The 21,062-nt window shown below is 71.8% G+C and carries 20 protein-coding genes; 12 read left to right on the forward strand and 8 right to left on the reverse strand.

What is annotated here, in order from left to right:
- The first annotated feature begins 68 nt into the window (after positions 1–68).
- The gene (locus AC07TY_RS06355) at positions 69–1,790 is read left to right on the forward strand and encodes a CBM35 domain-containing protein (protein WP_494784733.1); all 1,722 of its coding nucleotides are present in this window, start codon (positions 69–71) and stop codon (positions 1,788–1,790) included.
- Between the two features lie 157 nt (positions 1,791–1,947).
- Here the strand turns inward: AC07TY_RS06355 and AC07TY_RS06360 are convergent, their stop codons facing one another.
- From AC07TY_RS06360 to AC07TY_RS06370, 3 genes are read right to left on the reverse strand one after another with little or no spacing between them, the layout of a single operon-like run.
- Positions 1,948–3,369 carry an MSMEG_0567/sll0787 family protein gene (locus AC07TY_RS06360; RefSeq protein WP_494784734.1) on the reverse strand — a complete coding sequence of 474 codons (1,422 nt, stop codon included), beginning with the start codon at positions 3,367–3,369 and terminating at the stop codon, positions 1,948–1,950.
- A 2-nt stretch (positions 3,370–3,371) separates the two neighbouring features.
- Positions 3,372–4,445 carry an MSMEG_0568 family radical SAM protein gene (locus AC07TY_RS06365; protein WP_488624762.1) on the reverse strand — a complete coding sequence of 358 codons (1,074 nt, stop codon included), beginning with the start codon at positions 4,443–4,445 and terminating at the stop codon, positions 3,372–3,374.
- Positions 4,446–4,447: 2 nt separating this feature from the next.
- Entirely contained in the window at positions 4,448–4,978 is a 531-nt protein-coding gene (locus AC07TY_RS06370; RefSeq protein WP_123505554.1) for an MSMEG_0572/Sll0783 family nitrogen starvation response protein, read from the reverse strand.
- Between the two features lie 221 nt (positions 4,979–5,199).
- On the opposite strand from AC07TY_RS06370, the gene AC07TY_RS06375 reads away from it, so the two are divergent.
- The 9 genes from AC07TY_RS06375 to AC07TY_RS06415 all read left to right on the forward strand — a co-directional run bounded on the left by AC07TY_RS06375 (position 5,200) and on the right by AC07TY_RS06415 (position 13,743).
- Positions 5,200–6,072: a carbon-nitrogen hydrolase family protein gene (locus tag AC07TY_RS06375; protein ID WP_494784735.1), complete on the forward strand. Its 873-nt coding sequence runs from the start codon at positions 5,200–5,202 to the stop codon at positions 6,070–6,072.
- On the forward strand, positions 6,065–6,355 hold the full coding sequence (locus AC07TY_RS06380) for an MSMEG_0570 family nitrogen starvation response protein (protein WP_123505552.1): 291 nt from the start codon (positions 6,065–6,067) through the stop codon (positions 6,353–6,355). The genes AC07TY_RS06375 and AC07TY_RS06380 overlap by 8 nt, the downstream gene beginning before the upstream one ends.
- Positions 6,352–7,626 carry an MSMEG_0569 family flavin-dependent oxidoreductase gene (locus AC07TY_RS06385; RefSeq protein WP_494784736.1) on the forward strand — a complete coding sequence of 425 codons (1,275 nt, stop codon included), beginning with the start codon at positions 6,352–6,354 and terminating at the stop codon, positions 7,624–7,626. The genes AC07TY_RS06380 and AC07TY_RS06385 overlap by 4 nt, the downstream gene beginning before the upstream one ends.
- A gap of 20 nt (positions 7,627–7,646) precedes the next feature.
- Positions 7,647–8,507 carry a carbon-nitrogen hydrolase family protein gene (locus AC07TY_RS06390; RefSeq protein ID WP_494784737.1) on the forward strand — a complete coding sequence of 287 codons (861 nt, stop codon included), beginning with the start codon at positions 7,647–7,649 and terminating at the stop codon, positions 8,505–8,507.
- 27 nt (positions 8,508–8,534) lie between these two features.
- A complete protein-coding gene (locus AC07TY_RS06395) occupies positions 8,535–9,677 on the forward strand; it encodes an MSMEG_0565 family glycosyltransferase (RefSeq protein ID WP_494784738.1) in 1,143 nt (380 codons plus the stop codon).
- Positions 9,634–11,082 (forward strand): AMP-binding protein, encoded by a 1,449-nt coding sequence (locus tag AC07TY_RS06400; protein WP_494784739.1) that lies wholly within the window; start codon positions 9,634–9,636, stop codon positions 11,080–11,082. The genes AC07TY_RS06395 and AC07TY_RS06400 overlap by 44 nt, the downstream gene beginning before the upstream one ends.
- 66 nt (positions 11,083–11,148) lie before the next feature.
- On the forward strand, positions 11,149–11,589 hold the full coding sequence (locus tag AC07TY_RS06405; RefSeq protein WP_494784740.1) for a MerR family transcriptional regulator: 441 nt from the start codon (positions 11,149–11,151) through the stop codon (positions 11,587–11,589).
- Positions 11,586–12,572: an aldo/keto reductase gene (locus tag AC07TY_RS06410; protein WP_494784741.1), complete on the forward strand. Its 987-nt coding sequence runs from the start codon at positions 11,586–11,588 to the stop codon at positions 12,570–12,572. Before AC07TY_RS06405 ends, AC07TY_RS06410 begins: the two co-directional genes overlap by 4 nt.
- Before the next feature lie 127 nt (positions 12,573–12,699).
- Complete coding sequence (locus AC07TY_RS06415; protein WP_494784742.1) at positions 12,700–13,743, forward strand: NAD(P)-dependent alcohol dehydrogenase; 1,044 nt, start codon at positions 12,700–12,702, stop codon at positions 13,741–13,743.
- Between the two features lie 29 nt (positions 13,744–13,772).
- On the opposite strand, the gene AC07TY_RS06420 is transcribed toward AC07TY_RS06415, so the two are convergent.
- The 5 genes from AC07TY_RS06420 to AC07TY_RS06440 form a co-directional block, all read right to left on the reverse strand.
- On the reverse strand, positions 13,773–14,465 hold the full coding sequence (locus AC07TY_RS06420) for an anti-sigma factor family protein (protein WP_494784743.1): 693 nt from the start codon (positions 14,463–14,465) through the stop codon (positions 13,773–13,775).
- Complete coding sequence (locus AC07TY_RS06425) at positions 14,462–14,968, reverse strand: sigma-70 family RNA polymerase sigma factor (RefSeq protein WP_123505546.1); 507 nt, start codon at positions 14,966–14,968, stop codon at positions 14,462–14,464. The genes AC07TY_RS06420 and AC07TY_RS06425 overlap by 4 nt, the downstream gene beginning before the upstream one ends.
- Before the next feature lie 94 nt (positions 14,969–15,062).
- Positions 15,063–16,622: an FAD-dependent oxidoreductase gene (locus AC07TY_RS06430; protein WP_494784744.1), complete on the reverse strand. Its 1,560-nt coding sequence runs from the start codon at positions 16,620–16,622 to the stop codon at positions 15,063–15,065.
- On the reverse strand, positions 16,619–17,512 hold the full coding sequence (locus AC07TY_RS06435) for an FAD:protein FMN transferase (RefSeq protein WP_494784745.1): 894 nt from the start codon (positions 17,510–17,512) through the stop codon (positions 16,619–16,621). The genes AC07TY_RS06430 and AC07TY_RS06435 overlap by 4 nt, the downstream gene beginning before the upstream one ends.
- Positions 17,499–17,993 (reverse strand): hypothetical protein, encoded by a 495-nt coding sequence (locus AC07TY_RS06440; RefSeq protein ID WP_494784746.1) that lies wholly within the window; start codon positions 17,991–17,993, stop codon positions 17,499–17,501. The genes AC07TY_RS06435 and AC07TY_RS06440 overlap by 14 nt, the downstream gene beginning before the upstream one ends.
- A 167-nt stretch (positions 17,994–18,160) precedes the next feature.
- Between AC07TY_RS06440 and AC07TY_RS06445 the strand changes: the two genes are divergently transcribed.
- Together AC07TY_RS06445 and AC07TY_RS06450 are read left to right on the forward strand one after the other, a co-directional pair.
- The gene (locus AC07TY_RS06445; RefSeq protein WP_494784747.1) at positions 18,161–18,808 is read left to right on the forward strand and encodes a dihydrofolate reductase family protein; all 648 of its coding nucleotides are present in this window, start codon (positions 18,161–18,163) and stop codon (positions 18,806–18,808) included.
- A gap of 152 nt (positions 18,809–18,960) precedes the next feature.
- Entirely contained in the window at positions 18,961–21,009 is a 2,049-nt protein-coding gene (locus AC07TY_RS06450) for a GMC oxidoreductase (RefSeq protein WP_494784748.1), read from the forward strand.
- Positions 21,010–21,062 lie beyond the last annotated feature (53 nt).

The raw sequence follows: 21,062 nt of genomic DNA on the forward strand, positions 1-21,062 counted from the left end.
GCTTCGCCGGGGCAGCCTGTCCGGGCGGACGGAAAGAAACATCAGCAGACCACGCAAAGGAGCATGGAATGAAGAAGAGAACCATCACGTCAGCGATAGCGGCGTCGGCCCTGGTGGCCACCAGCGTCTTCGCCTTCGCCGGCGCCGCGCAGGCGGAGACGAACACCCTCGTCGTCAATGCCGGCGCGACGCTGCGGCCGGTCACCCACGCCGCCTCGGGGGGCCTCTACGCGCTGGCGACGACGACCACCCCGGATCCTGCGCTCCTCCCGGCCCTCCACCTGAGCCAGCTCACGCAGCCGGCGCCCGGTGTCACTCAGCTCGGCAACGGTGCGACGACGCCGACCGGCGACGCGCTCAAGGTCGCGCCCAGCGCGATCGGCGCCGGCGCCCAGACGACGGTCCGCATGCCCGACATCTACCCGGACTTCCCGTACAAGTGGGTCTCGATGTCGGACTACCTGAGCAAGGTCGACACCATGGTCAAGGCCCGCCTCGCCGCGACGTCGACCACGAACATCAACGGCTGGGAGCTCTGGAACGAGCCCGACGGCAACTGGGACACCGCCAAGGCCGGCCCGTTCAACGACGCCTGGGTCCAGATCTACCGCGAGGTCCGCTCGCTCGACACGGTCACCCCCATCGTCGGGCCCAGCTACAGCCAGTACAACCACGCCACCATGGTCGCGTTCCTGACCAACGCCAAGAACACCGGCACCATCCCCGACGTGACCAGCTGGCACGAACTCGACAGCGGTCAGAACGGCTGGGCGCGGATCACCTCCGACGTCGCCGACTACCGCGCCGTCGAGACCTCCCTGGGCATCTCGCCCCGCCCCATCTCGATCAACGAGTACGCGGCGCCCGACCAGGTCGACGTGCCCAGCGCCGCCCTCCACTACGTCGCCCAGTTCGAGCGGGCCGGCGTCCGCGACGCAGAGCGCGCGTACTGGTTCGAGTCCGGGACCGTCAACGGACTCCTCTACAACGGGGCTCCGACCGCGAGCTACTGGATGTACAAGTGGTACGGCGACATGGCAGGAAGCATGCTGCCCGTCACCGCGTCCAACTACCTCGACGGCATCGCCTCCCTCGACTCGACGCGCAAGAAGGTCGACGTCGTCTTCGGCGGCCAGGCCGGCACCACCACGGTGCGCGTCGACGGGCTCTCCGGTTTCGGCACGCAGGTGAAGGCGACGCTGTCGTACACGCCGGGATCGGGACGGCAGACCAACGTCGCCGCGCCGACGTCCCTCGGCTCGCAGACGCTCCCCGTCACCAACGGCTCGGTCAGCGTCCCTGTCTCGGCCAACGCCGACTACAACGGCGCCTACCAGCTCACCGTCACTCCGGTCGCCGGACCGACCACGGCATACCAACAGACCTACGAGGCTGAGAACGCCACGGTCGTCAATGCGTCGAGGCTCAGTTCGTCGACCGCCTCCAACGGCGGCTACGTCGGGCGAATCGACGGGTCGTCCGACATGCGCAGCGACAGCTTCGTGGACTTCCTCGTCACCGTTCCCACGGCCGGCAGCTACAACCTCGCTGTCCGCTACGCCAACGGGGGCACCGCCACATCGACCCAGGGCCTGGCCTACAACGGAGGCGCGTTCTCGACGGTCTCCTACCCGGTGACGGGCAGCTGGGGTTCGTTCGCGAACTCCGTCACGACGCCGGTCACGCTGAAGGCCGGGTCGAATGTCATCCGGCTGGCGAAGGGATCGCCGAACTACGCCGGGGGCTCGGGCTATGCGGAGCTCGACTCCATCACGGTCACTCCTCGCTAGGAGCGCCCGCTGAAGGCGAGGCCCCGCGCCGAGAGGTGCGGGGCCTCGGTCTGCTCGCGGGTAGCCTGCCGGGATGAACGCCGAGATCGCCGGCGTCCGCGAGATCCGACCCGAGCCGGCGCGCTGACGCGGTCGGACCGCGCGAAGGCAGCCGCGCTCAGGCGGGGCCGAGGCCGGTCACCCCTCCGGTGACCGCTCGCGTGATCTCGCCGTCGGGCCACCGCAGGACGACGCCGCGCTCCAGCGTCAGCGAGCCGACCTCGGCCGTCGATGCGAACGGAGAGTCCATGCGCGATTCGCCCGGGCGGTCGGCCGTGATCATCCCGAAGCCCGGGAAGCATCCGAGCCAGTCGCCCAGCGCGACGTCTGCCGAGGCGTGCGGCGTCGGGACGGCCTCGACGTCGAGTACCGCGCCGTAGCCGCTGGCCTCGGCGAGCATGCCCGCCGTGCCGACGATCCCGGCCATGCTGACGTCCTTCGCGGCGGCCGGCCGCGCGCGGGCCACGGTCGCGGCGAGGTCGCGGAGCTCGTCGGAGCGGCGTCCCTCCGTCGAGTTCCACTGCGCTCCGCGGTGTCCTTCGCGCCAGGAGCCGCTGACGTCGATGGTGAGGCTGAGTGCGTCGCCGTAGCGACCGCCCCCGCCCGGAACCGAGTGGGCCGTGCGTCCGAGAGCGGTCACGGAGAGCGCGGCCGGCACCCCGACCTGCGTGTGCCCGCCCAAGATGGGGATGCCCCAGGCCGCAGCGCCGCGACGGATGCCTGTCATCACGCGGCGGACGAACTCCGTGTCGCGCCCGGCCACGGCGTCGAGAAGCCCGACCGGCGCGGCGCCCATCGCGCTCAGGTCGTTGACGTTGACGAGCACGCCGCACCAGCCGGCCCACTCCGGATCGCGCTCGACCATGGAGGGCAGGATCGCGTCGCACGCGGCGATCACGTCGCTTCCGGGCACGGGAGCGCCGTCGTCGCCGACCCAGCCGGGGCCGCCGAGCGAGGTCGCCGGGGCGTCGGCCCACGCCGAGTGGGGCTCGAGCAGGGCGGCGAGGTGCGACTTCGTGGCGTCGACGAGTCGCTGGTACCGGTCGATCGGCCAGCGCATGGCGAGATGGTCGACGCCGCCGATGACGGTGCTGCCCGTCGTCTGCCAGCCGAGGCGACGGAAGAGGACCGAGCTCCGGGTCTGCACGGTCGCGTCGAAGCGGATCACCCCGAGCTGCTCCGCCAGGGCGCTCGCCGCCCGCACGAGCGCGGAGCCGATTCCGAGCGCACTGCGGGCCTCGGGGGCCACGACCAGGCGCGAGCCCGTCCACCAGCCGATGTCGCGGGCGCCGACGGGTGAGATCCGCACGCCGCCGACGACCGTCGTGCCGGCCCGCGCCACGAGCACGACGGTGCGCGGGTCGTCGTCCAGGTCGTCGCGGTCGGTGCCCGCGAAGAGCCCCTGCTCATCGACGAAGGCCGCCTGCCGGAGCCTGCGGTAGGCGTCGACCTCCGTGCCTTCGGCGATGGCGACCAGGAACTCGGCGGGACGCGCGACGACACTCGGCCCCATGAGGGCCGGCACATCCAGCAGGGCCACCCCTAGCCCCCCGCCGTCTGCAAAGCGGAGCACGCGCCGCACGCCGCGCAGCCCGCCTTCTGGTCGGAGCCGCGCATCCCGGCAGCGATCAGCGCCTGCGACACCCGGGACGTGATGTCGTGGAGGACGCCGCGGTGGGGTGCAGGCACCTTGTCGACGTCGGTCGCGAGGGTGCCGCGGAGCGGGCGGAACGGGACGACGAACGGGTAGACGCCCATGTCGATCAGCTCCTGCGCTCCGGCGACCATCTCGTCGGGGTCCTCGCCCATTCCGACGAGGAGGTAGGTCGAGACCTGGTTGCGGCCGAAGACCCGCACGGCCTCCCGCCAGGCGGCCCGGTACTCGTCCAGCGAGACGCGCGACTTGCCCGGCATCCACCGGCGCCGGACCGCGTCGTCCATCGACTCGACGTGGATGCCGATCGAGCGGGCGCCGGCTTCGTACAGGTCGGTGATCGTCGTCAGGTCGGCGGGCGGCTCGCACTGGACCTGGATCATCAGGTCGGGGACGGCCTTCTTGATCGCGCGGACGCAGCGGGCCAGGTGAGTGGCCCCGCGGTCGCGCCCGTTCGAGGTGCCGGTCGTCATGACCATCTGCTCGACCCCGTCGAGTCGCCAGGCCGCCTCCGCCACCTCGGCGATCATCGCCGGCGTCTTGACGGCTACGGTGCTCCCCGACTTCAGCGACTCCTCGATGGAGCAGAAGCGGCAGCGCTCCGCCGGGTCGTAGCGGATGCAGGTCTGCACGACCGTCGTGGCGAGCACCTTCGCGCCGTGCAGGCGCGCGATCTGCTCGTACGGGACGCCGTCGGCGGTGGCGAGGTCGTAGAACCTCGGCCGATCGACGGGGGACACCTCGATTCCGGTGTCCTCCCCGTCGAGCAGGAGCCGGCCGTCGTCGACGAGGTAGGGGCTGTCCTGGTTGACCGGGATGGCCGACTGCATCCCCTGGAACAGCACGTGCCCGTCGTCGCTCGGCCCGGCGCCGCCCTCGCGATGCACGGGGGCCGCGACGCGGATGCCGCGGATCGCGACGTCGACCCGGGTCGACAGCGCCCCGCCGTTGGTGATGGTCACGGTCAGACCATGTAGGTGCTGTTGATGATCGCGCCCTTGCGGGCGTAGTGGATGACGGCGTCCTGGACGTCGAGCGGGTGGCAGGGGATGACGCCCTCGATGAGGTCCTCCTCGCGGTTGCCGTGGAGCGCCAGGCCGAAGCGGCAGCAGAAGACGGTGCCGCCCTCCTTGATGAAGGTCTCCAGGGCGTTGTTGATGTTGTTCTCGCCCGGGAACCCGTCGGCCCCGGTCGTCGGGAAGCCGCGGTTGGCGATGCAGTTCATCGAGCCCGGGCCGTAGAAGTACAGGACGCTCGTGAATCCCTTGCGGAGGGCGCGGATCGCCTGCAGCGTCGCGACGAAGCTGACGGAGGACTCGTGGGCGATGCCGTGGACGAGCTGGAAGTAGTACTCGTCTTTCGTGGCCGTGTAGTCGGGGAAGATCTTCGTCGATCCGTAGATGTTCGAGCCCTTGGGGATCGAGGGGTGAGGGATCTCGGTGCGAGAGGTCTCGATGTTGTCGAGGATCTGCTGGTCGTAGTCGATGTCGCTCATGTGTGTCTCCTAGCGGGTCGAGATGCATGCGTGTCTGGATCGGGAGCCGTACGAGATCGAGTCTTTGCCGTGTTTGTTGCGGACTGGTTTCGGCGAGATTGCATGTTTCCGCCGAAATGAGCTCTTATTCCTGCCGTAACCATTCAGAAACACGTGCCGTCGTTGACTAGGTGCACCGCAGGATCCTGCGCGTCCCGCTCCACTCACCGCAAGGAGACCCGATGGCCACCACCGTCGCAGCCGTCTCGGCGAATTTCACACGAGTCCTCGAGCAGAACTACGCGCTCATCGAATCCCTGGTCGCCGAGGCACGGGAGAACGACGTGCGGCTCCTCGTCCTGCCGGAGGCCGCGATCGGCGGGTACCTCTCGTCGCTCGGCAACCACGGCGACACCCTGAAGAACACGACGCGCTCCCTGCCGCCGGCGATCTCCCTCGACGGCCCCGAGATCCGCCGGGTCCAGAGCATCGTGGGCGACCTGGTCGTCTGCATCGGCTTCTGCGAGCTGGCCGACGACGGCGAGACCCGGTACAACGCGGCCGTGTGCCTCGACGGGACGACGATCTACGGCTCGTACCGCAAGGTGCATCAGCCGCTCGGCGAGAACATGTCGTACTCGGCCGGAGACGTCTACGAGGCGTTCGACACCCCCGTGGGTCGCGTCGGGATGCAGATCTGCTACGACAAGGCGTTCCCGGAGGCGGCCCGTTCGCTCGCGATGGACGGCGCCGAGATCATCGTGAGCATGTCCGCCTGGCCGGCTGCGCGCACCGCGACCGCCGAGAACCTGCAGGAGGACCGCTGGACCTACCGGTTCAACCTGTTCGACATGTCGAGGGCCCTCGACAACCAGGTGTTCTGGATCGCCTCGAACCAGGCCGGCACCTTCGGCTCGCTCCGCTACGTGGGCAACGCGAAGGTCGTCGACCCGGGTGGCAACATCCTCGCGACGACTCTGCTCGACTCGGGCATGGCGATCGCCGAGATCGACGTCGAGGGCACCTTCGCAGCCATGCGCGGCGGCATGTTCCACCTGCGAGACCGTCGCCCCGACGTGTACCGGACCGGCGAGGGGGCGTTGATCGATGCCTGAGATGACCTTCGAGGTGCGCTGGCCGGACGGCTCCGAGGTGTCCTGCTACTCGCCCAGCCTCGTGATGCACGACTACCTCGACCGCGGAGCGACGTACTCGGTGGACGAGTTCGTGAGGCGGTCGTCGGCGGCGCTCGACCTCGCCAGCGAGCGGGTGCTCGCCACGTACGGCTTCAGCTGCACGTCGGCGATCCAGCAGAAGAGCGAGATCGTCGCGACCGCAGCCGGCTTCGATACCGGCACCGTCGAGATCCTGCGCATGGAACCGGGGCTGCCCTCGTGAGCGCGCGGATCACCGACGGCTCGCATGTCGAGGTCGCCGTCGTCGGGGGCGGCCAGGCCGGGCTGTCCATGAGCTGGCAGCTCACGCAGCGGGGCATCGGCCACCTCGTGCTCGAGCGAGACACGGTCGCCCACGACTGGGCCGACCGCCGCTGGGACAACTTCACGCTGGTCACGCCGAACTGGCAGTGCGCTCTGCCCGGGTATCCGTACGACGGCGCCGATCCGGACGGCTTCATGAAGCGCGACGAGGTGCTCGCCTGGATCCGCCGCTACGCCGAGTCGTTCGGTGCGCCGGTCGTGGAGGGCGTGCTCGTCACTCGAGTGCGTGAGGGGGCGGCGGGCGGCTTCGAGGTCGTCACCGACCAGGGCACCATCACGGCCGACCAGGTGGTCGTCGCGACCGGCGGCTACCACCGGCCCGTCCTGCCGGCAGCGGCCGGCCGGATCAGCGGCTCGATCGTGCAGGTGCACTCCGCCGACTACCGGTCTGCCGACGTGCTGCCCCAGGGGGGAGTGCTCGTCGTCGGCTCCGGCCAGTCGGGCGCGCAGATCGCCGAAGACCTGTTCCTCGCCGGGCGCGAGGTCCACCTGGCTCTCGGGTCGGCGCCTCGCTGCGCTCGCTTCTACCGCGGCCGCGACTGCATCGCCTGGCTCGACGACATGGGCGTCTACGACATCCCCGTCCAGGCCCAGGTCGGCGGACTCACCAAGCGCGAGTCGACGAACCACTACATGACCGGTCGCGACGGCGGCCGTGACATCGACCTGCGGTCGTTCGCCCTCGGCGGCATGCGCCTCTACGGCCGTCTGATCGGCGGCGAGGGCACGTCGCTCGCCTTCAGCCCGACGGCCGAGGCGTCGCTCGACCACGCCGACTCGGTGATGGAGTCGATCAAGACAGACATCGACCGGTACATCGACCGTGCCGGGATCGACGCGCCCCGCGAAGACCGCTACGTGCCGGTGTGGCGGCCCGACGAGGAGGTGACGTCCCTCGACCTCGACGAGGCCGGGATCACCAGCATCATCTGGTCGGCGGGGTTCCGATCCGACTACTCCTGGGTGCAGGTCGGCGTCTTCGACGGCGCCGGGCACCCCACGCACCAGCGCGGTGTCACGGCCGCTCCGGGGCTGTACTTCCTGGGCCTGCCGTGGCTCCACACCTGGGGGTCGGGGCGCTTCGCGGCGATCGCCCGCGATTCGGAGCACCTCTCGTCGGCCATCGGCGACCGCGCGCGACACCCCGCGGAGGCCGCTGTGCCGGGGTAGCGGGCATTAGCCTGTCCGACATGGCCGAGATCACGATGGGCGCGGTCGCCGCCCACTTCGGGCGCGACATCGAGCGGACCCTCGCCAAGCTGCCGGGCATGATCGACCAGGCGCGCGAGCGCGGCATCGACCTGCTCGTCCTGCCCGACGCCACCGTCGGGGGCTACCTGCTCGACATGGTGCACCCCGGCCCGGAGGCGCTGCCGCCGGCCGTCGAGCTCGACGGACCGGAGGTCCAGGCCATCGCCGACATGGCAGGCGACCTCACGCTGTGCTTCGGCGTGGCCGAGAGGGCGCTCGAGGGCGGCGAGGACGTCCGGTACAACAGCGCCGTCTGCGTCCAGGGCGGCAGGGTCCTCGGCACGCACCGCAAGGTGCACCTGCCGCTGGGCGAGTCCGAGGCCTATCGCGCAGGATCCGGCTTCCGCTCGTTCGACACCCCCGTGGGGCGCCTGGGCATGCTGATCGACTTCGACAAGACCTTCCCGGAGTCGTCGCGGACGCTGGCTCTCGACGGCGCCGAGATCCTCGCCTGCCTCAGCGCCTGGCCCGCCAGCGTCACCGACCGCTCGGACCGACTCCGCAACGACCGTCAGGCCCACCTGTTCGACCTCTACGACTGCGCTCGCGCCGCCGAGAACCAGGTCTACCTCGTGTCGTCCAATCAGACCGGCGTCCTCGGCGGGCTGCGCTTCCTGGGGCAGGCCAAGGTGGTCGACCCGGCCGGCGAGATCATCGCCAAGACCTGGGCCAAGGGGGGCCTCGCCGTCGCCACGGCCGATGTCGCCACCGATGTCGCCCGGGCTCGGCGAACCATGTTCCATCTCCGCGACCGCGCCCCCGAGGCCTACGGCCCCACGGTGGCCGCGGCCCGCGACTGACCGATCTCGACTGACCTTGGAGGTCGCGTGCGTATCGCCCAGGTGACCTACTCGACCAAGCCGCGCGGCGGCGTGGTCCACACGCTCGCCCTCTCGGAGGCGCTGGCCCGTCGCGGCCACGACGTCACGGTCTGGACCCTCGGGCGCGGCGGCGACCAGGCCTTCTTCCGCTCGGTCGACCCCGCGGTGACCATCCGGGTGGTCCCGTTCGAGCCGATCGACGGAGAAGCCGTGGGGCACCGGATCCAGAGGTCGATCGAGACGATGCGGAGGGCGTTCGCCGAGTCGTCGTCCGAGTTCGACGCCGTCCACGCGCAGGACTGCATCTCGGCCAACGCGGTCGGCCCCTGCATCCGCACGATCCACCACCTCGACGAGTTCACGACCCCGCAGCTGATCGCCTGCCACGACGCGGCCATCCGGGAGCCGATCGCCCGGCTGTGCGTGTCGGCGGCGGTCGCCTCCGACGTCGCGGACGGCTGGGGGCTCGCGCCGACGGTGATCCCGAACGGCGTGGACGCGGAGCGATTCGCGGCCGCCGCCGGCCCGGCCGGGAAGGCGGGCCGCGATCGCTGGCGCACGGAGCTCGGGCCCTACGTGCTCGCACTCGGCGGGATCGAGCCGCGCAAGGGGAGCATCGACCTCCTCGATGCGTTCGCCCTCCTGCGCTCTCAGCGCCCCGACCTGCGGCTGGTATTCGGCGGCGGCGAGACGCTCTTCGACTACCGCCCGTACCGCGAGGTCTTCGATGCGCGGGCCGCCGTGCTCGGAATCGCGCCGACGATCCTCGGCGTGATCGACGAGCCCGAGCTGGCCCCTCTGGTCGCCGGCGCCGCGGCCCTGGCGTTCGTGTCGACCAAGGAGGGCTTCGGCCTAGCGGCGATGGAGGCCCTGGCCGCCGGAGTCCCCGTCGTCGCGCGCGACCTCCCTGTCCTGCGCGAGGTGTTCGGCTCGACCGTGTCGTACGCCACCGAGGCGACGTCGATCGCCGCCGCGCTCTCGTCGGCGATCGGCGGCGACGGGCCGACGGCCGATGGCGGTCGCGCGCTGGCGGCCGCCCACGACTGGGACGACGTCGCACGCCTCCACGAGTCGTTCTACGAAGCGGTCGGTCAGGAGGGCGACCATGGCCAGGCAGTCGATCTCCCGGATCTTCACGGCGCTCGCTGAGCAGGATCCCCACCGCGTCGTCGCGATCGACGACGCGGGGGCGCTGACGGCCGTCGAGCTCGACCAGGCCTCCAACCGCCTCGCGCGCGCCTACCTCGCGCTCGGTGTGACGACAGACTCGCTGGTGACGGTCTCGCTGCCGAACACCGTCGAGATCGTGATCGTCTGCGTCGCGGTCTGGAAGTGCGGCGCCACGCCCCAGCCGATCTCGACGGGGCTCTCGCTGGCGGAGCGCGACGAGCTCGTCGAGCTGGTGTCGCCGGCCCTGGTGGTCGGCTTCGAGGCTGAACGCGACGTGCAATGGGTTCCCGTCGGCTGGACTCCCGACGCCTCGGTCTCGGACGCCGCGCTGCCGGACGCCTGGGCCGCGAGCTGGAAGGCGCCCACGTCGTCGGGCTCGACCGGGCGCCCCAAGGTCGTCCTGGCGGCCGGGCCGGCCCTCATGGATCCCGACCTCGCCGTCGCGCCCTACCTGCCGCGCGAGCAGGTTCAGCTCGTCACCGGGCCGCTGACCCACTCCGCCACGTTCACCTACGCGTTCCGCGGCCTGATGACCGGCCACGCCCTCGTCATCCTCCCGCGCTTCGACGAGACGCGGGCGCTCGCCGCGATCGGGACCCACCGGGTCACGTGGGCGCTGCTCGTCCCGACAATGATGCACCGGCTCCTCCGCCTACCGGAGTCCGAGCGCGCGGCCGCGGACCTCTCGAGCCTCCTCACGGTCCTGCACCTGGGGGCGCCGTGCCCGCCCGACCTCAAGCGCCGCTTCCTGGACTGGATCGGTCCGGAGCGCGTCGTCGAGGTCTACGCGGGCAGCGAGTCGAACGGGCTCGTCATGATCCGCGGCGACGAGTGGCTGGCCCACCCCGGCAGCGTCGGCCGCGCGATCGGCGGCACGACGGTCGCGATCCGCTCCGCCGACGGCGCGGAGCTCCCGGCGAACGAGGTCGGCCGGATCTGGCTGCACCGGGAGGGCGAGCCGACCTACCGCTATCTCGGCGGCTCCTCGTCGCGGACCCCGGACGGGTGGGACACCATCGGCGACCTCGGGCGGGTGGACGACGACGGGTACCTCTACGTCGTCGACCGTGCGGACGACCTGATCCTGCGAGGAGGGGTCAACGTGCACCCCGCCGAGATCGAGCGCGTGCTCGAGGCTCACCTCGCCGTGCGGAGCGCCGTGGCCTTCGGCGTGCCGGATGACGACCTCGGGCAGCGCATCGAGGCCGTCGTCGACGTCGCGGGCGCCGCGGTCGAGGCCGGCGACGTGCTCGCCTGGGCGGCCGGTCGACTCGATGGCGCTCGCCGCCCCGCGCGGATCCACGTCGTGGACGACCCCGTCCGCAACGACGCGGGCAAGACGAGCCGCCGGGCCTACGCGCGCCGGTTCGGCCCCGCCGGCTGAGCCGTCGCGCGCGCGACGGACACCCGCACTTGACCTGGAGCGCGCTCCAGGTGTGACGATGGGCACATGAGCGAACTCCTTCTCCCCGAGGTCGAGGTCGACGTGCCCGACGGCGGGCTGCCGATCGGCGAGGCGGCGCGGGTCACGGGGCTCGGCGTCGAGACCCTGAGGTACTACGAGCGCGCCGGGCTGCTGCTGGATCCTGCGCCCCGGAACTCCGGCGGGAAGCGCCGCTACGGCCAGCGCGACCTCAACTGGATCGCCGGTCTCGTCATGCTGCGCGAGACCGGGATGTCGATCGCGGACATGCACCGCATCGCGGCGATCAGCCGGCGCCCCGGGACCGAGCGCGAGCGGCTCGTCGCCTTCGAGGAGCACCGCACCCGGGTCGTCGCCGACCTCGAGCGCACCCGGCGGCACCTCGCCGCCATCGATCGCAAGATCGCCGCCTACCGGGAGGCCGCGTCCGCGGTCGCCGACGACAGACACGCAGGAGACAGCGAATGAGCATCAGCACCACTCGGATCGGCGACGGCCTCGACGTCTCGGGCATCGGCCTGGGCGCCATGGGGATGAGCGCCTTCTACGGGGCGAGCGACGAGAAGGAGTCGATCGCCACGCTCCGGCACGCGATCGACATCGGGGTCACCTTCATCGACACGGCCGAGGCCTACGGGCCGTTCGAGAACGAGAAGCTCATCGCGCGGGCCCTCGGCGACCGGCGAGACGAGGTGACCCTGGCCACGAAGGCGTCGACCGAGACCGACGACGACGGGACGGTGCACGGCCGCAACGGCACGCCCGCCTACATCAGGCACGCTGCCGAGCGGTCGCTGAAGCACCTCGGCACCGACGTGATCGACCTCTACTACCTGCACCGGGTCGACCCGGCCGTCCCGATCGAGGAGAGCGTCGGCGCGATGGCCGAGCTGGTCGCCGAGGGCAAGGTGCGGCACATCGGCCTCTCGGAAGCCGCGGCATCCACGATCCGCCGGGCCCACGCCGTGCACCCGCTGGCCGCGGTCCAGTCGGAGTTCTCGCTGTTCGCGCGCGACGTCCTGCACAACGACGAGAAGGCGGTCATGGACGAGCTCGGCATCGGGCTCGTCGCGTTCTCACCGCTGGGCCGGGGCATCCTGACCAGCGGCATCCGCAGTCTCGACGAGCTCGCCTCCGACGACGCCCGACGCCACCTGCCGCGGTTCCAGCCCGACGCCTTCGCAGCCAACCTCCGGCTGGTCGAGCGCGTCGAGGCGATCGCCCGGACCCATGAGGCCACCGTGGCGCAGGTCGCCCTGGCCTGGCTGATCGGCCAGGGCGTCGTTCCGATCCCGGGCACCCGCCACCGCGAGCGGCTCGACGAGAACGCGGGAGCCGCTGCCGTCTCGCTCACGGAGGCCGAGCGGCAGGAACTGGCCGACGCCGTCCCCCGGGACGCCGTGGCCGGCTCGCGCTCGGCCGCCCCCGTCCGCCCCGGCGAAGATCGCTAGCTCCTCGCGTCGGACCGGTCTCTGCGACGCGCTCTGAGTCTTCGGGCGCATAATGAAGGGACACTAGCGCGACACCTGTCGTCGAAACGAGTTCCCCGGACAGCGCTGCCGCACGAGAGGAACAGCAATGAAGGCACTCCGCTACGTCACGGTCGGCGCGGCCCCCGAGGTCGTCGAGATCCCGACCCCGAAGCCGGGCCCCGGGCAGGTGCTGCTCAAGGTGACCGCCGGCGGCGTCTGCCACTCCGACGACTACGTGATGGGGCTGTCGGCGGAGGAGTACGCCGCCGCCGGCTACCCGCTCCCGATGACGCTCGGCCACGAGGGCGCGGGAATCGTCCACGAGCTCGGCGAGGGCGTGTCGACGGTGAAGGTCGGCGACGCCGTCGCCGTCTACGGCCCCTGGGGCTGCGGCTACTGCCGCAACTGCTCGATGGGCCACGAGAACTACTGCACGAACGCGGCAGAGCTCGGCATCACGCCTCCCGGTCTCGGCACCGACGGCTCGATGGCCGAGTACATGATCGTCGACGACCCGCGCCACCTGGTGCCGCTGGGCGACCTCGACCCGGTCAAGAACGTCTCGCTCACTGACGCCGGCCTCACGCCCTACCACGCGATCAAGCGCTCCCTGCCGAAGCTCGGCGCCGGCACCCACGCCGTCGTCATCGGCTCGGGCGGCCTCGGCCACGTCGGCATCCAGATCCTCAAGGCGCTCTCGGGTGCGACGGTGATCGTGCTCGACGTCAACGACGAGAAGCTCGAGCTCGCGAAGCACGTCGGCGCCGACATCACGATGATCAGCGACGGCGACGCCGCGGCGAAGATCCTCGAGCTGACCGACGGCAAGGGAGTCGACGCGGTGTTCGACTTCGTCGGCGCCAAGCCCACCATCCCGCTCGCCATCGCCGTCGCCGCGTCGGAGGCCGACGTCACGATCGTCGGGATCGGCGGCGGCGCCGTCGAGTTCGGCTTCGGCACGATCAAGTACGACGTCGCCGTGCGGATTCCGTACTGGGGCTACCGCAACGAGCTGATCGAGGTGCTCGATCTGGCCCGTGCCGGCAAGATCGACGTCGAGGTCCAGCAATACTCGCTCGACGACGGCCCGAAGGCCTACGCCGACCTGGCGAGCAGCTCCATCCGCGGCCGCGCGGTCATCGTCCCGTAGGGTGTCCGAGCGGGGCGCGGCGGGCGCGGTCAGTAGTGCCGCGTCGCGAGCGCCACGTCGGAGCCGGCGGGGGTGATGGAGACGGCGCGGATCGACCCGGCGGCGATGTCGGTGGCGGCGGAGAGGTCGGACGCCGTGCCGCCGATGGCCTTCCAGGTGGCGACGGTCGTGCGAGTTCCGGCGTCGTCGATCACGACCAGGTCGTACGAGCCGCTGTCGGTAGCCCAGTCGGTGCCGTACGAGCAGTGCCAGTCGACGCGGGTTCCCCAGTCTTTGGCGGTCAGGCCGATGTCGGCCTCGACGGGGCTTCCGGCGGCGGGGGTCATGGCCGCGAGCGGGGCGGACGGGTCGGGACGCAGGGCGCCGACGGTGAAGCCCCCGGCGATCAGGAGCACGGCCGAGACGGCGGCGACGAGCACCAGGCCGACGCGGCGGCGCCGACGGCGGGATGCGATCCGGCCGGCGATCGACTGCACCGTGCTCGACGGCACGGGCGTCGTCGCCTCGTCGTCGAGCAGCTCGAGGGCCTCCTGGACGCTCAGCGAGCGGAGCAGCGCGGGCAGCCCGGCGATCTCGGCCATCTCGGCGCGCGCGTCGGGGCGGTCGCGCAGGTAGCCCTCGTACTCGAGGCGCTCCTCGGGCGTGAGCGAGCCGAGCACGTAGGCGGCGTCCCAGTCGCGGGGCTCGTCTCCCGAGGTCGGCGGCGGGGTGTCGTGGGTCACTGGGTGACCCCCCTCTCTTGAAGCGCGAGCCGCAGGGCCCGCAGCGCGTAGTGCAGTCGCGACTTGATGGTGCCGGGCGGGACCCCGGCCTGGTCGGCCAGGTCGGCGATGGACATGCCGAGGTGGTAGGCGCCGACGATCACCTGGCGGTGCTCGCGGGTCAGCGACTTCATGGCGTCCTGCAGCAGCCACTTGCTCAGGCTGGCGTCGGTCTCGTCGGCGGTCGCGCGCTCGGGCAGCAGGTCGGTCGGGAACTCGTGGCGGTGATGGGCGCTCCGGGCGTCGTCGACGACCAGGTTGCGCGCCACGGTGAACAGCCAGCGCCGCGCCGAGAGGTCGTCGCCCTCGAGCAGGCGGGTGTTCTTCCAGAGCCGCAGCAGCGACTCCTGCACGATGTCCTCCGCGAGGGCGGGGTCGTTCGTCAGCCGCGACACGTACCGCTGGAGCGCGGGCGCGTGCGTGTCGTGGATCGCCGACAGCAGCTCGCTGTGGTCACCGCGCATGGCGTCCCTCCTCGGGGCAAGTCTCCATCAGATGTCGCCGAGGGTCACGGGACAGGGTTCGCGGGCCAGCCGTGCGTGGGCCAGCGTGCACCGGTCAGTACCCCGTGAACGCATCGGTGGTGGCACGGCGCACGCCGGCCCGCTTCAGGACGGCCTTCACCCCGGCGACCAGACGCGGGGAGCCCGAGACGTAGGCTCGCCGGCGGTGCGCGTCGGGCACGAGGTCGCGGAGGTGCTCGACGGTGAGAGGCCCGCGGCCGGCGTACGTCCAGCCCGGTGGGAGGTGGGCCGGGAGTTCCTGCGTCAGGACGATGCCACGACCCGCGCCGAGCCGCAGCTCGCCCAGGTACGCGAGCTCGTCGGGGGTGGATGCCGAGAGCACGACCACGACGTCGCGGAGCTCGTCGCGGGCGGCGGCCTCGGCCAGCTGGCTGACGAACGGGGTGACGCCGATGCCGCCGGCCACCAGCAGCAGCGGCACTGAGGCATCGGCGGGCAGCGTGAAGTCGCCCCCGACCACGGTCGCGCTCACGGTCTCGCCGTCACCCAGCGCCAGCAGCCGGCTCTTGAACGTCGACGACGGGTCGGCGGCCTTGATGCCGATGCGGATCACGTCGGGCTCGGACGGCGCCGACACGATGCTGAAGACGCGCCGTTGCCCGCGCACGTCGGCCCCCGCGTGCGGAATGCTCAGCTCCAGGAACTGCCCCGCCCTGAACGCGACCGGCCGCCGCGGGCGGAACGCCACCTCCCACGCGGTCGGCGTCAGCCTCCGGCGCTCGACGAAATCGAGGGCGACGCGTCGGCGCTGCCCGACCGCGAACGCGAGCACGTTGCCGATGACGAGCGCCAGCTCGTAGGTGCCGTAGAGGGGCCCGACGTGGAACGGCAGGGCGAACAGCACGCCGACGATCACGGCCAGGGCCAGCTGCTGCCAGCGCCGCGGCGGGAGGGTGAGCGGCTCGCTCAGCATGAACCCCGCGAAGAAGACGACCGGCGACGACAGCACGGCGTTCGAGAGCGCGGCGGGCAGTGCGGTGCCGAACGACATCGACGCGAGGGTCACGCCGGCGACCGCCACGACCGCGAAGACGAGGCCCATCGTGAGGTTTCGCGTGCGCCGCAGGATCGCGAGGGAGGCGACCAGGACGACCGGGAGCATCGCCGGAGACCCGATCCACCAGCCCGGGAAAGCCGCGGGGATCGCGACGCTCATGACGACGGCCGCGATGGCGGCGGGGTTCGCGACGTGGCGTCCGCGGATCGCGAGGAGGTACTTCGAGGCCGAGGCGACGGCACCCGCGATCGCGAGGGCGGCGATGCCGGTGCCCGTGAGGCTCGGCTGGAAGAGGAAGACGAGGATCAGCGCCGTCACGAACGACGACTCCGTGTGGGCCTTCGCTCGGAACGCCAGGGCGAGCAGCCGCGTGCTGACGACGGTGGCGACGCAGGCCACGAGGGCGCCGACGACGATGGCCAGGGGGCTGTAGGCGATGAGCCCCAGCGCCGCGGCGATCAGCGACCAGACGAGCAGGGCCAGAAGCGCCAGGAGCACGAGCCGGTACATGGTGACGCGGCCGGTGACCCCGTCGAACCAGGCCGAGACCGAGCGCGGTCGGGTGGTGCGGCCGAGGGCGGCAGCCGGAGCGCTCATCGGAAGAGCACCTCGTCGAAGGCGGCGGTCGCCTCGACCGAGCCGTCGCGCAGGAGGCGGAGCGACTCGAACGCGATGCCGACACCCCGCTCGGCGAGCTCGGCGTGCGTGGTGAAGAACAGCGCGCTCGCCAGGCCGTCGGCCTCGAGGGCGGTGGGGGCGAGGGCCCAGGTCGCGAGGACATCCCGCGTGGGCGCACCCGTCCGTCCGTCGAGCACGTGGTGGAGGTCGTCGCCCCAGGCGCGGCGGTTCACAGCCGACGCGCACAGGGCCGAGTCGCGCAGCTCGACGACGCCGATGGCGAGCGTCGGATCGAGCGGGTGCTCGAGGGCGACCCGGGCAGGGACCTCGCCCGCCTGGCGGATGTCGCCGCCGGCGTCGATGGTGAAGTCGTCGATGCCGGCGTCGGCGAGGACGTGGGCCACCAGGTCGACCAGGTAGCCCTTGCCCGCCGCGCCCACGTCGATCAGCACCGGCTCGAGCGTGACGAGGTGCGTGCCGTTCCAGGTGGCGGCGTCGCCCCACCGCGGCACGGCCGCGGGGTCGGGCGTCGCGTGGAACGCGTAGTCGGCGCCGTAGCCGAGGTGCTCGAGGCGCCGGCCCACGAGCGGGTTGACGGCGCCATCGGTCGCGGCGCCGAGCACCGAGTAGAGGTCGAGCAGCGGCCCCGCCTCGCCGGGCAGCTCGTAGCGCCCCGCCTTCCGCGCGATGCGGCTGACCAGAGAGTCGGGGCGGAACCGCGACCAGGCGAGGTCGAATGCCTCGATCCGGGCGTCGACGGCTCGGCACGCGTCAGCAGGCAGGGCCTCGAGTGTGGTGATGCTCCAGCGCGTGCCGATCGCGTCGAACTCGATCCGGGCCGGCGCGAGCGCTGCGTCAGGCCGTGGCATCGGACTTGATCTTCGACAGCGCGTCGTCGAAGCCCTGGCTGGTCAGCGACGAGCCGGCGACGTTGGTCACATTGAGGTCGTCGATCTTCGTGCCGACGATGGCGTCCGAGATGCCGCCGATGAACTTCGCCTCGTACTGCGTCGCCGTCGGGTCGGCCTTGACCGTCTTGACGTCGACGGCCTTCACCGCGTCGCTCGCGATCGTCAGGGTGACGCTGATGACCTCCTGGCCGCCGGGCGACGAGTAGGTTCCCTGCTCGGTGTAGGCGCCGTCCTTGTAGGTGCCGGAGCCGGCATCGGAGGGGGCCGAGCTGCCGGAGGTCGAGCCGCTGTCGGAGCTCGCAGGCGCCTTCGTCGCGCCGGCGTCGGCGGACGACCCGCCGCCGGTCGAGGCGGCGCCGGCCGAGCAGCCGGTCAGGACGCCGAGGGCGGACAGGCCTGTGAAGGCCAGGAGGGCGGTGCGGGAGCGGGGGAGGGACATCGCTATCTCTTCTCGTCGAACGGGCGTCGCGGTGACGCGGCCGGGTGGCCTATCCCGACAACGAGACAGCGCGCGAGAAGGTTCAGTCCGCCCGACGGATCGGCGCGACGGAGTCGGCGGCGCGGGCGGCGGAGCTACGCTGGCACCGAGCCGACCGAGGGAGTCCCATGAGCGCCGTCCGCATCCACAATTTCGCCGTCTCGCTCGACGGGTTCGGCGCTGGAGCCGACCAGAGCCTCGAGGCCCCGTTCGGCCACGCCGACGGCCGCCTGATGGGCTGGTTCACGGGAACCCGGACGTTCCGGGCCATGCAGGGCGCCGAGGGCGGGACTGCCGGCATCGACGACGCGTTCGCATCGGCGTGGGGCACCGGGATCGGCGCCGAGATCATGGGCCGCAACAAGTTCGGCCCCCAGCGCGGACCCTGGACCGACGACGAGTGGACGGGCTGGTGGGGCGACGAACCGCCGTTCCACACGCCGGTGCTCGTGCTCACCCACCACCCGCGCGAGCCGTTGGTGATGGAGGGCGGCACGACGTTCCACTTCGTCGACGCGACACCGGCCGAGGCTCTGGCCCAGGCGACGGAGGCGGCGGACGGCCTGGACGTGCGCATCGGCGGCGGCGTGGAGACGGTCCGCGAGTTCCTGCGCGCGGATCTCGTCGACTACCTGCATCTCGTGATCGTGCCCATCGTGCTGGGCCGGGGCGAGCGCGTCTGGGACGACCTCGAGGGGCTCGAGGGGCGCTTCGACGTCGAGAGCGTCAGCTCGCCGAGCGGCGTGACGCACGTCGTGTTCACGCGCCGGGTCTGACCGGCGGGGGCCGGCGCGCACCCGCTGAATCGGCGCCAGCCCGCCGGACGACGGCCGCCGAGAGCAGCGCAGCTCGGGCGGCGGAGACCCCTTGCGCTAATTTTTAATGGTGATAAATTAACGGCACGCAGGAACTCGACGGAGAGGCTCCCATGACCGACATCACCGCATTCGCAGAGGCCCACGCCGCCCGGCTCGACGAGCTGATCGACGCGGTGGTGCCCTCCGACGACTTTCCGTCCGGAGCCGAGGCCGGAGGCCGAGAGTTCCTGCGCCGGGTGCTCGCCGAGAGGCCGGAGTGGGTCGCGCGCGTCGAGGGGGTGCTCGCCGAGGGCGAGGCCTCTGCCGACTGGGACTGGTTCGCCGAGCTCGTGTCGGGCGGCTACTACGCCGATCCCGACAACGGCGGCAACGACGGCGGGCGCTCGTGGCAGATGGTCGGCTGGAGCCCCGACCCGATCGGCGGCTGGAGCACGGCGGTGCCGGTGGCCGAGGCGCCGAAGACGGTGGTGCAGCCCCGCGATCTCGACGACCGCTTCGACGCGATCGTGATCGGCTCGGGCGCCGGGGGAGGCGTCGCCGCGTGTGGGCTGGCCGAGGCCGGCCGGCGCGTGCTGGTCGTCGAGGCGGGGGCGTGGCCCGGGATCGCCGAGCTCGCCGCGGACCACATCCGCAACCCGCGCTCCGACTGGGGCCTCGCGCCGCTGTCGGGTCCGTCCGACTCTGGCAACCCCCGGATCGGCAACCGCGGCGACCTCCTGCGCCCGTCGGATCCCGCCTGGGGCAACAACGCGTTCACCGCGGGCGGCGGCACCCGCGTCTACGGGGCTCAGGCCTGGCGGTTCGGGCCCCGCGACTTCACGATGGCCTCGACGTACGGCGTCCCGGAGGGCAGCTCGCTCGCGGACTGGCCGATCGGCTACGACGACCTCGAGCCGTACTACGGGCGCGCCGAGCGCGAGGTCGGCGTCTCGGGCGGCGACGTCGACGGACCCTGGGCGGGGCCGCGCAGCACCCCGCTGCCGATGGGCCCGGTCGGGTCGGGGCCCGCCCGCGCACGCCTCGCGGAGACCGCCCAGACACTCGGCTTCTCGACCGTCCACGTGCCCCTCCTGATCAACACGCGCGAGTACCTCGGCCGCCGCGCCTGCGAGCAGTGCGGCCTCTGCGTCGGCTTCTCGTGCCCGGTCGATGCCAAGAACGGCAGTCAGAACACGATGCTCACCCGCGCCTTCGCGACCGGCAACGCCGCGATCGTGCTTGAGACACGGGCGAGCAGGATCCGCACCGACGCGGCCGGCCACGTCGTAGGAGTCACCCTCGTCGGCACCTCCGACGGCGTGGACTGGACGCGCGACGTCGACGCCGCCGAGGTCGTCGTCTCGGCCGGCGCCACGGAGTCGGCCCGCCTCCTGCTGAACAGCGCGCACGAGCACGAGCCGAACGGGATCGGCAACAACCGCGACCAGGTCGGCCGCCACCTGCAGGGCCACGTCTACGGCGGCGCGTTCGGCATCTTCGACGAGCCGGTCGAGGACGCTCTCGGGCCCGGTCCGTCGATCGCGACGACCGACTTCCGGCACGACACCGGAGACGGCCGCATCGGCGGCGGCATCATCGCCAACGAGTTCGTCGCGACGCCCTCGAACACGTACCGGTACCTCACCGGAGCGGGTCTGCTCGCCCGCGCCGGAATCGAGAGCAAGCGCGGCATGCGCGACCTCTACCGGCGCACCATGCGGCTGATGGGTCCGATCCAGGAGGTCACGTCGGCGGAGGCGCGCGTGCGTGTCGACCCGTCGGTCGTCGACCGCCACGGCGTCCCGGTGGCGCGGATCAGCGGCAGCGTGCACGCCGAAGACGTCCGCGCCCGCGACTTCACGAGCGGCATGAGCGGCGAGTGGCTGCGCGGAGCGGGCGCGACGTCGGTGGTCGAGCTCCGGTCGCCGATCGACGGGCCGAGCGTCGGCCAGCACCAGGCCGGTACCGCCCGCATGGGAGACGACCCGGCGACGAGCGTCGTCGATCCGTTCGGGCGCGTGTGGGGCCACGACAACCTCCGCGTCGTCGACGGCTCGGTTCACGTGACGAACGGCGGCGTGAACCCCGTGCTCACCATCTTCGCAACGTCGCTGCGGAGCATCGAGCAGATGGCGGGCGGCTGGGTCTCGCCCCGGGAGCCCGAGCTCGCGGTCTCGTGAGGGGGCTCGTGCTGTGAGTCGGACCGCTGTGCGCCGGATCGCTGTGAGTCGGG

The sequence above is a fragment of the Frondihabitans sp. GW821-FHT04F02 genome (assembly GCF_059420045.1).

Coding starts and splice junctions, on each gene's coding strand:
- AC07TY_RS06450 (WP_494784748.1), top strand. CDS start 18,961: ATGACCGACATCACCGCATTCGCAGAGGCCCACGCCGCCCGGCTCGAC.
- AC07TY_RS06430 (WP_494784744.1), bottom strand. CDS start 16,622: ATGAGCGCTCCGGCTGCCGCCCTCGGCCGCACCACCCGACCGCGCTCG.
- AC07TY_RS06415 (WP_494784742.1), top strand. CDS start 12,700: ATGAAGGCACTCCGCTACGTCACGGTCGGCGCGGCCCCCGAGGTCGTC.
- AC07TY_RS06440 (WP_494784746.1), bottom strand. CDS start 17,993: ATGTCCCTCCCCCGCTCCCGCACCGCCCTCCTGGCCTTCACAGGCCTG.
- AC07TY_RS06425 (WP_123505546.1), bottom strand. CDS start 14,968: ATGCGCGGTGACCACAGCGAGCTGCTGTCGGCGATCCACGACACGCAC.
- AC07TY_RS06370 (WP_123505554.1), bottom strand. CDS start 4,978: ATGAGCGACATCGACTACGACCAGCAGATCCTCGACAACATCGAGACC.
- AC07TY_RS06355 (WP_494784733.1), top strand. CDS start 69: ATGAAGAAGAGAACCATCACGTCAGCGATAGCGGCGTCGGCCCTGGTG.
- AC07TY_RS06405 (WP_494784740.1), top strand. CDS start 11,149: ATGAGCGAACTCCTTCTCCCCGAGGTCGAGGTCGACGTGCCCGACGGC.
- AC07TY_RS06410 (WP_494784741.1), top strand. CDS start 11,586: ATGAGCATCAGCACCACTCGGATCGGCGACGGCCTCGACGTCTCGGGC.
- AC07TY_RS06390 (WP_494784737.1), top strand. CDS start 7,647: ATGGCCGAGATCACGATGGGCGCGGTCGCCGCCCACTTCGGGCGCGAC.
- AC07TY_RS06445 (WP_494784747.1), top strand. CDS start 18,161: ATGAGCGCCGTCCGCATCCACAATTTCGCCGTCTCGCTCGACGGGTTC.
- AC07TY_RS06435 (WP_494784745.1), bottom strand. CDS start 17,512: ATGCCACGGCCTGACGCAGCGCTCGCGCCGGCCCGGATCGAGTTCGAC.
- AC07TY_RS06380 (WP_123505552.1), top strand. CDS start 6,065: ATGCCTGAGATGACCTTCGAGGTGCGCTGGCCGGACGGCTCCGAGGTG.
- AC07TY_RS06400 (WP_494784739.1), top strand. CDS start 9,634: ATGGCCAGGCAGTCGATCTCCCGGATCTTCACGGCGCTCGCTGAGCAG.
- AC07TY_RS06375 (WP_494784735.1), top strand. CDS start 5,200: ATGGCCACCACCGTCGCAGCCGTCTCGGCGAATTTCACACGAGTCCTC.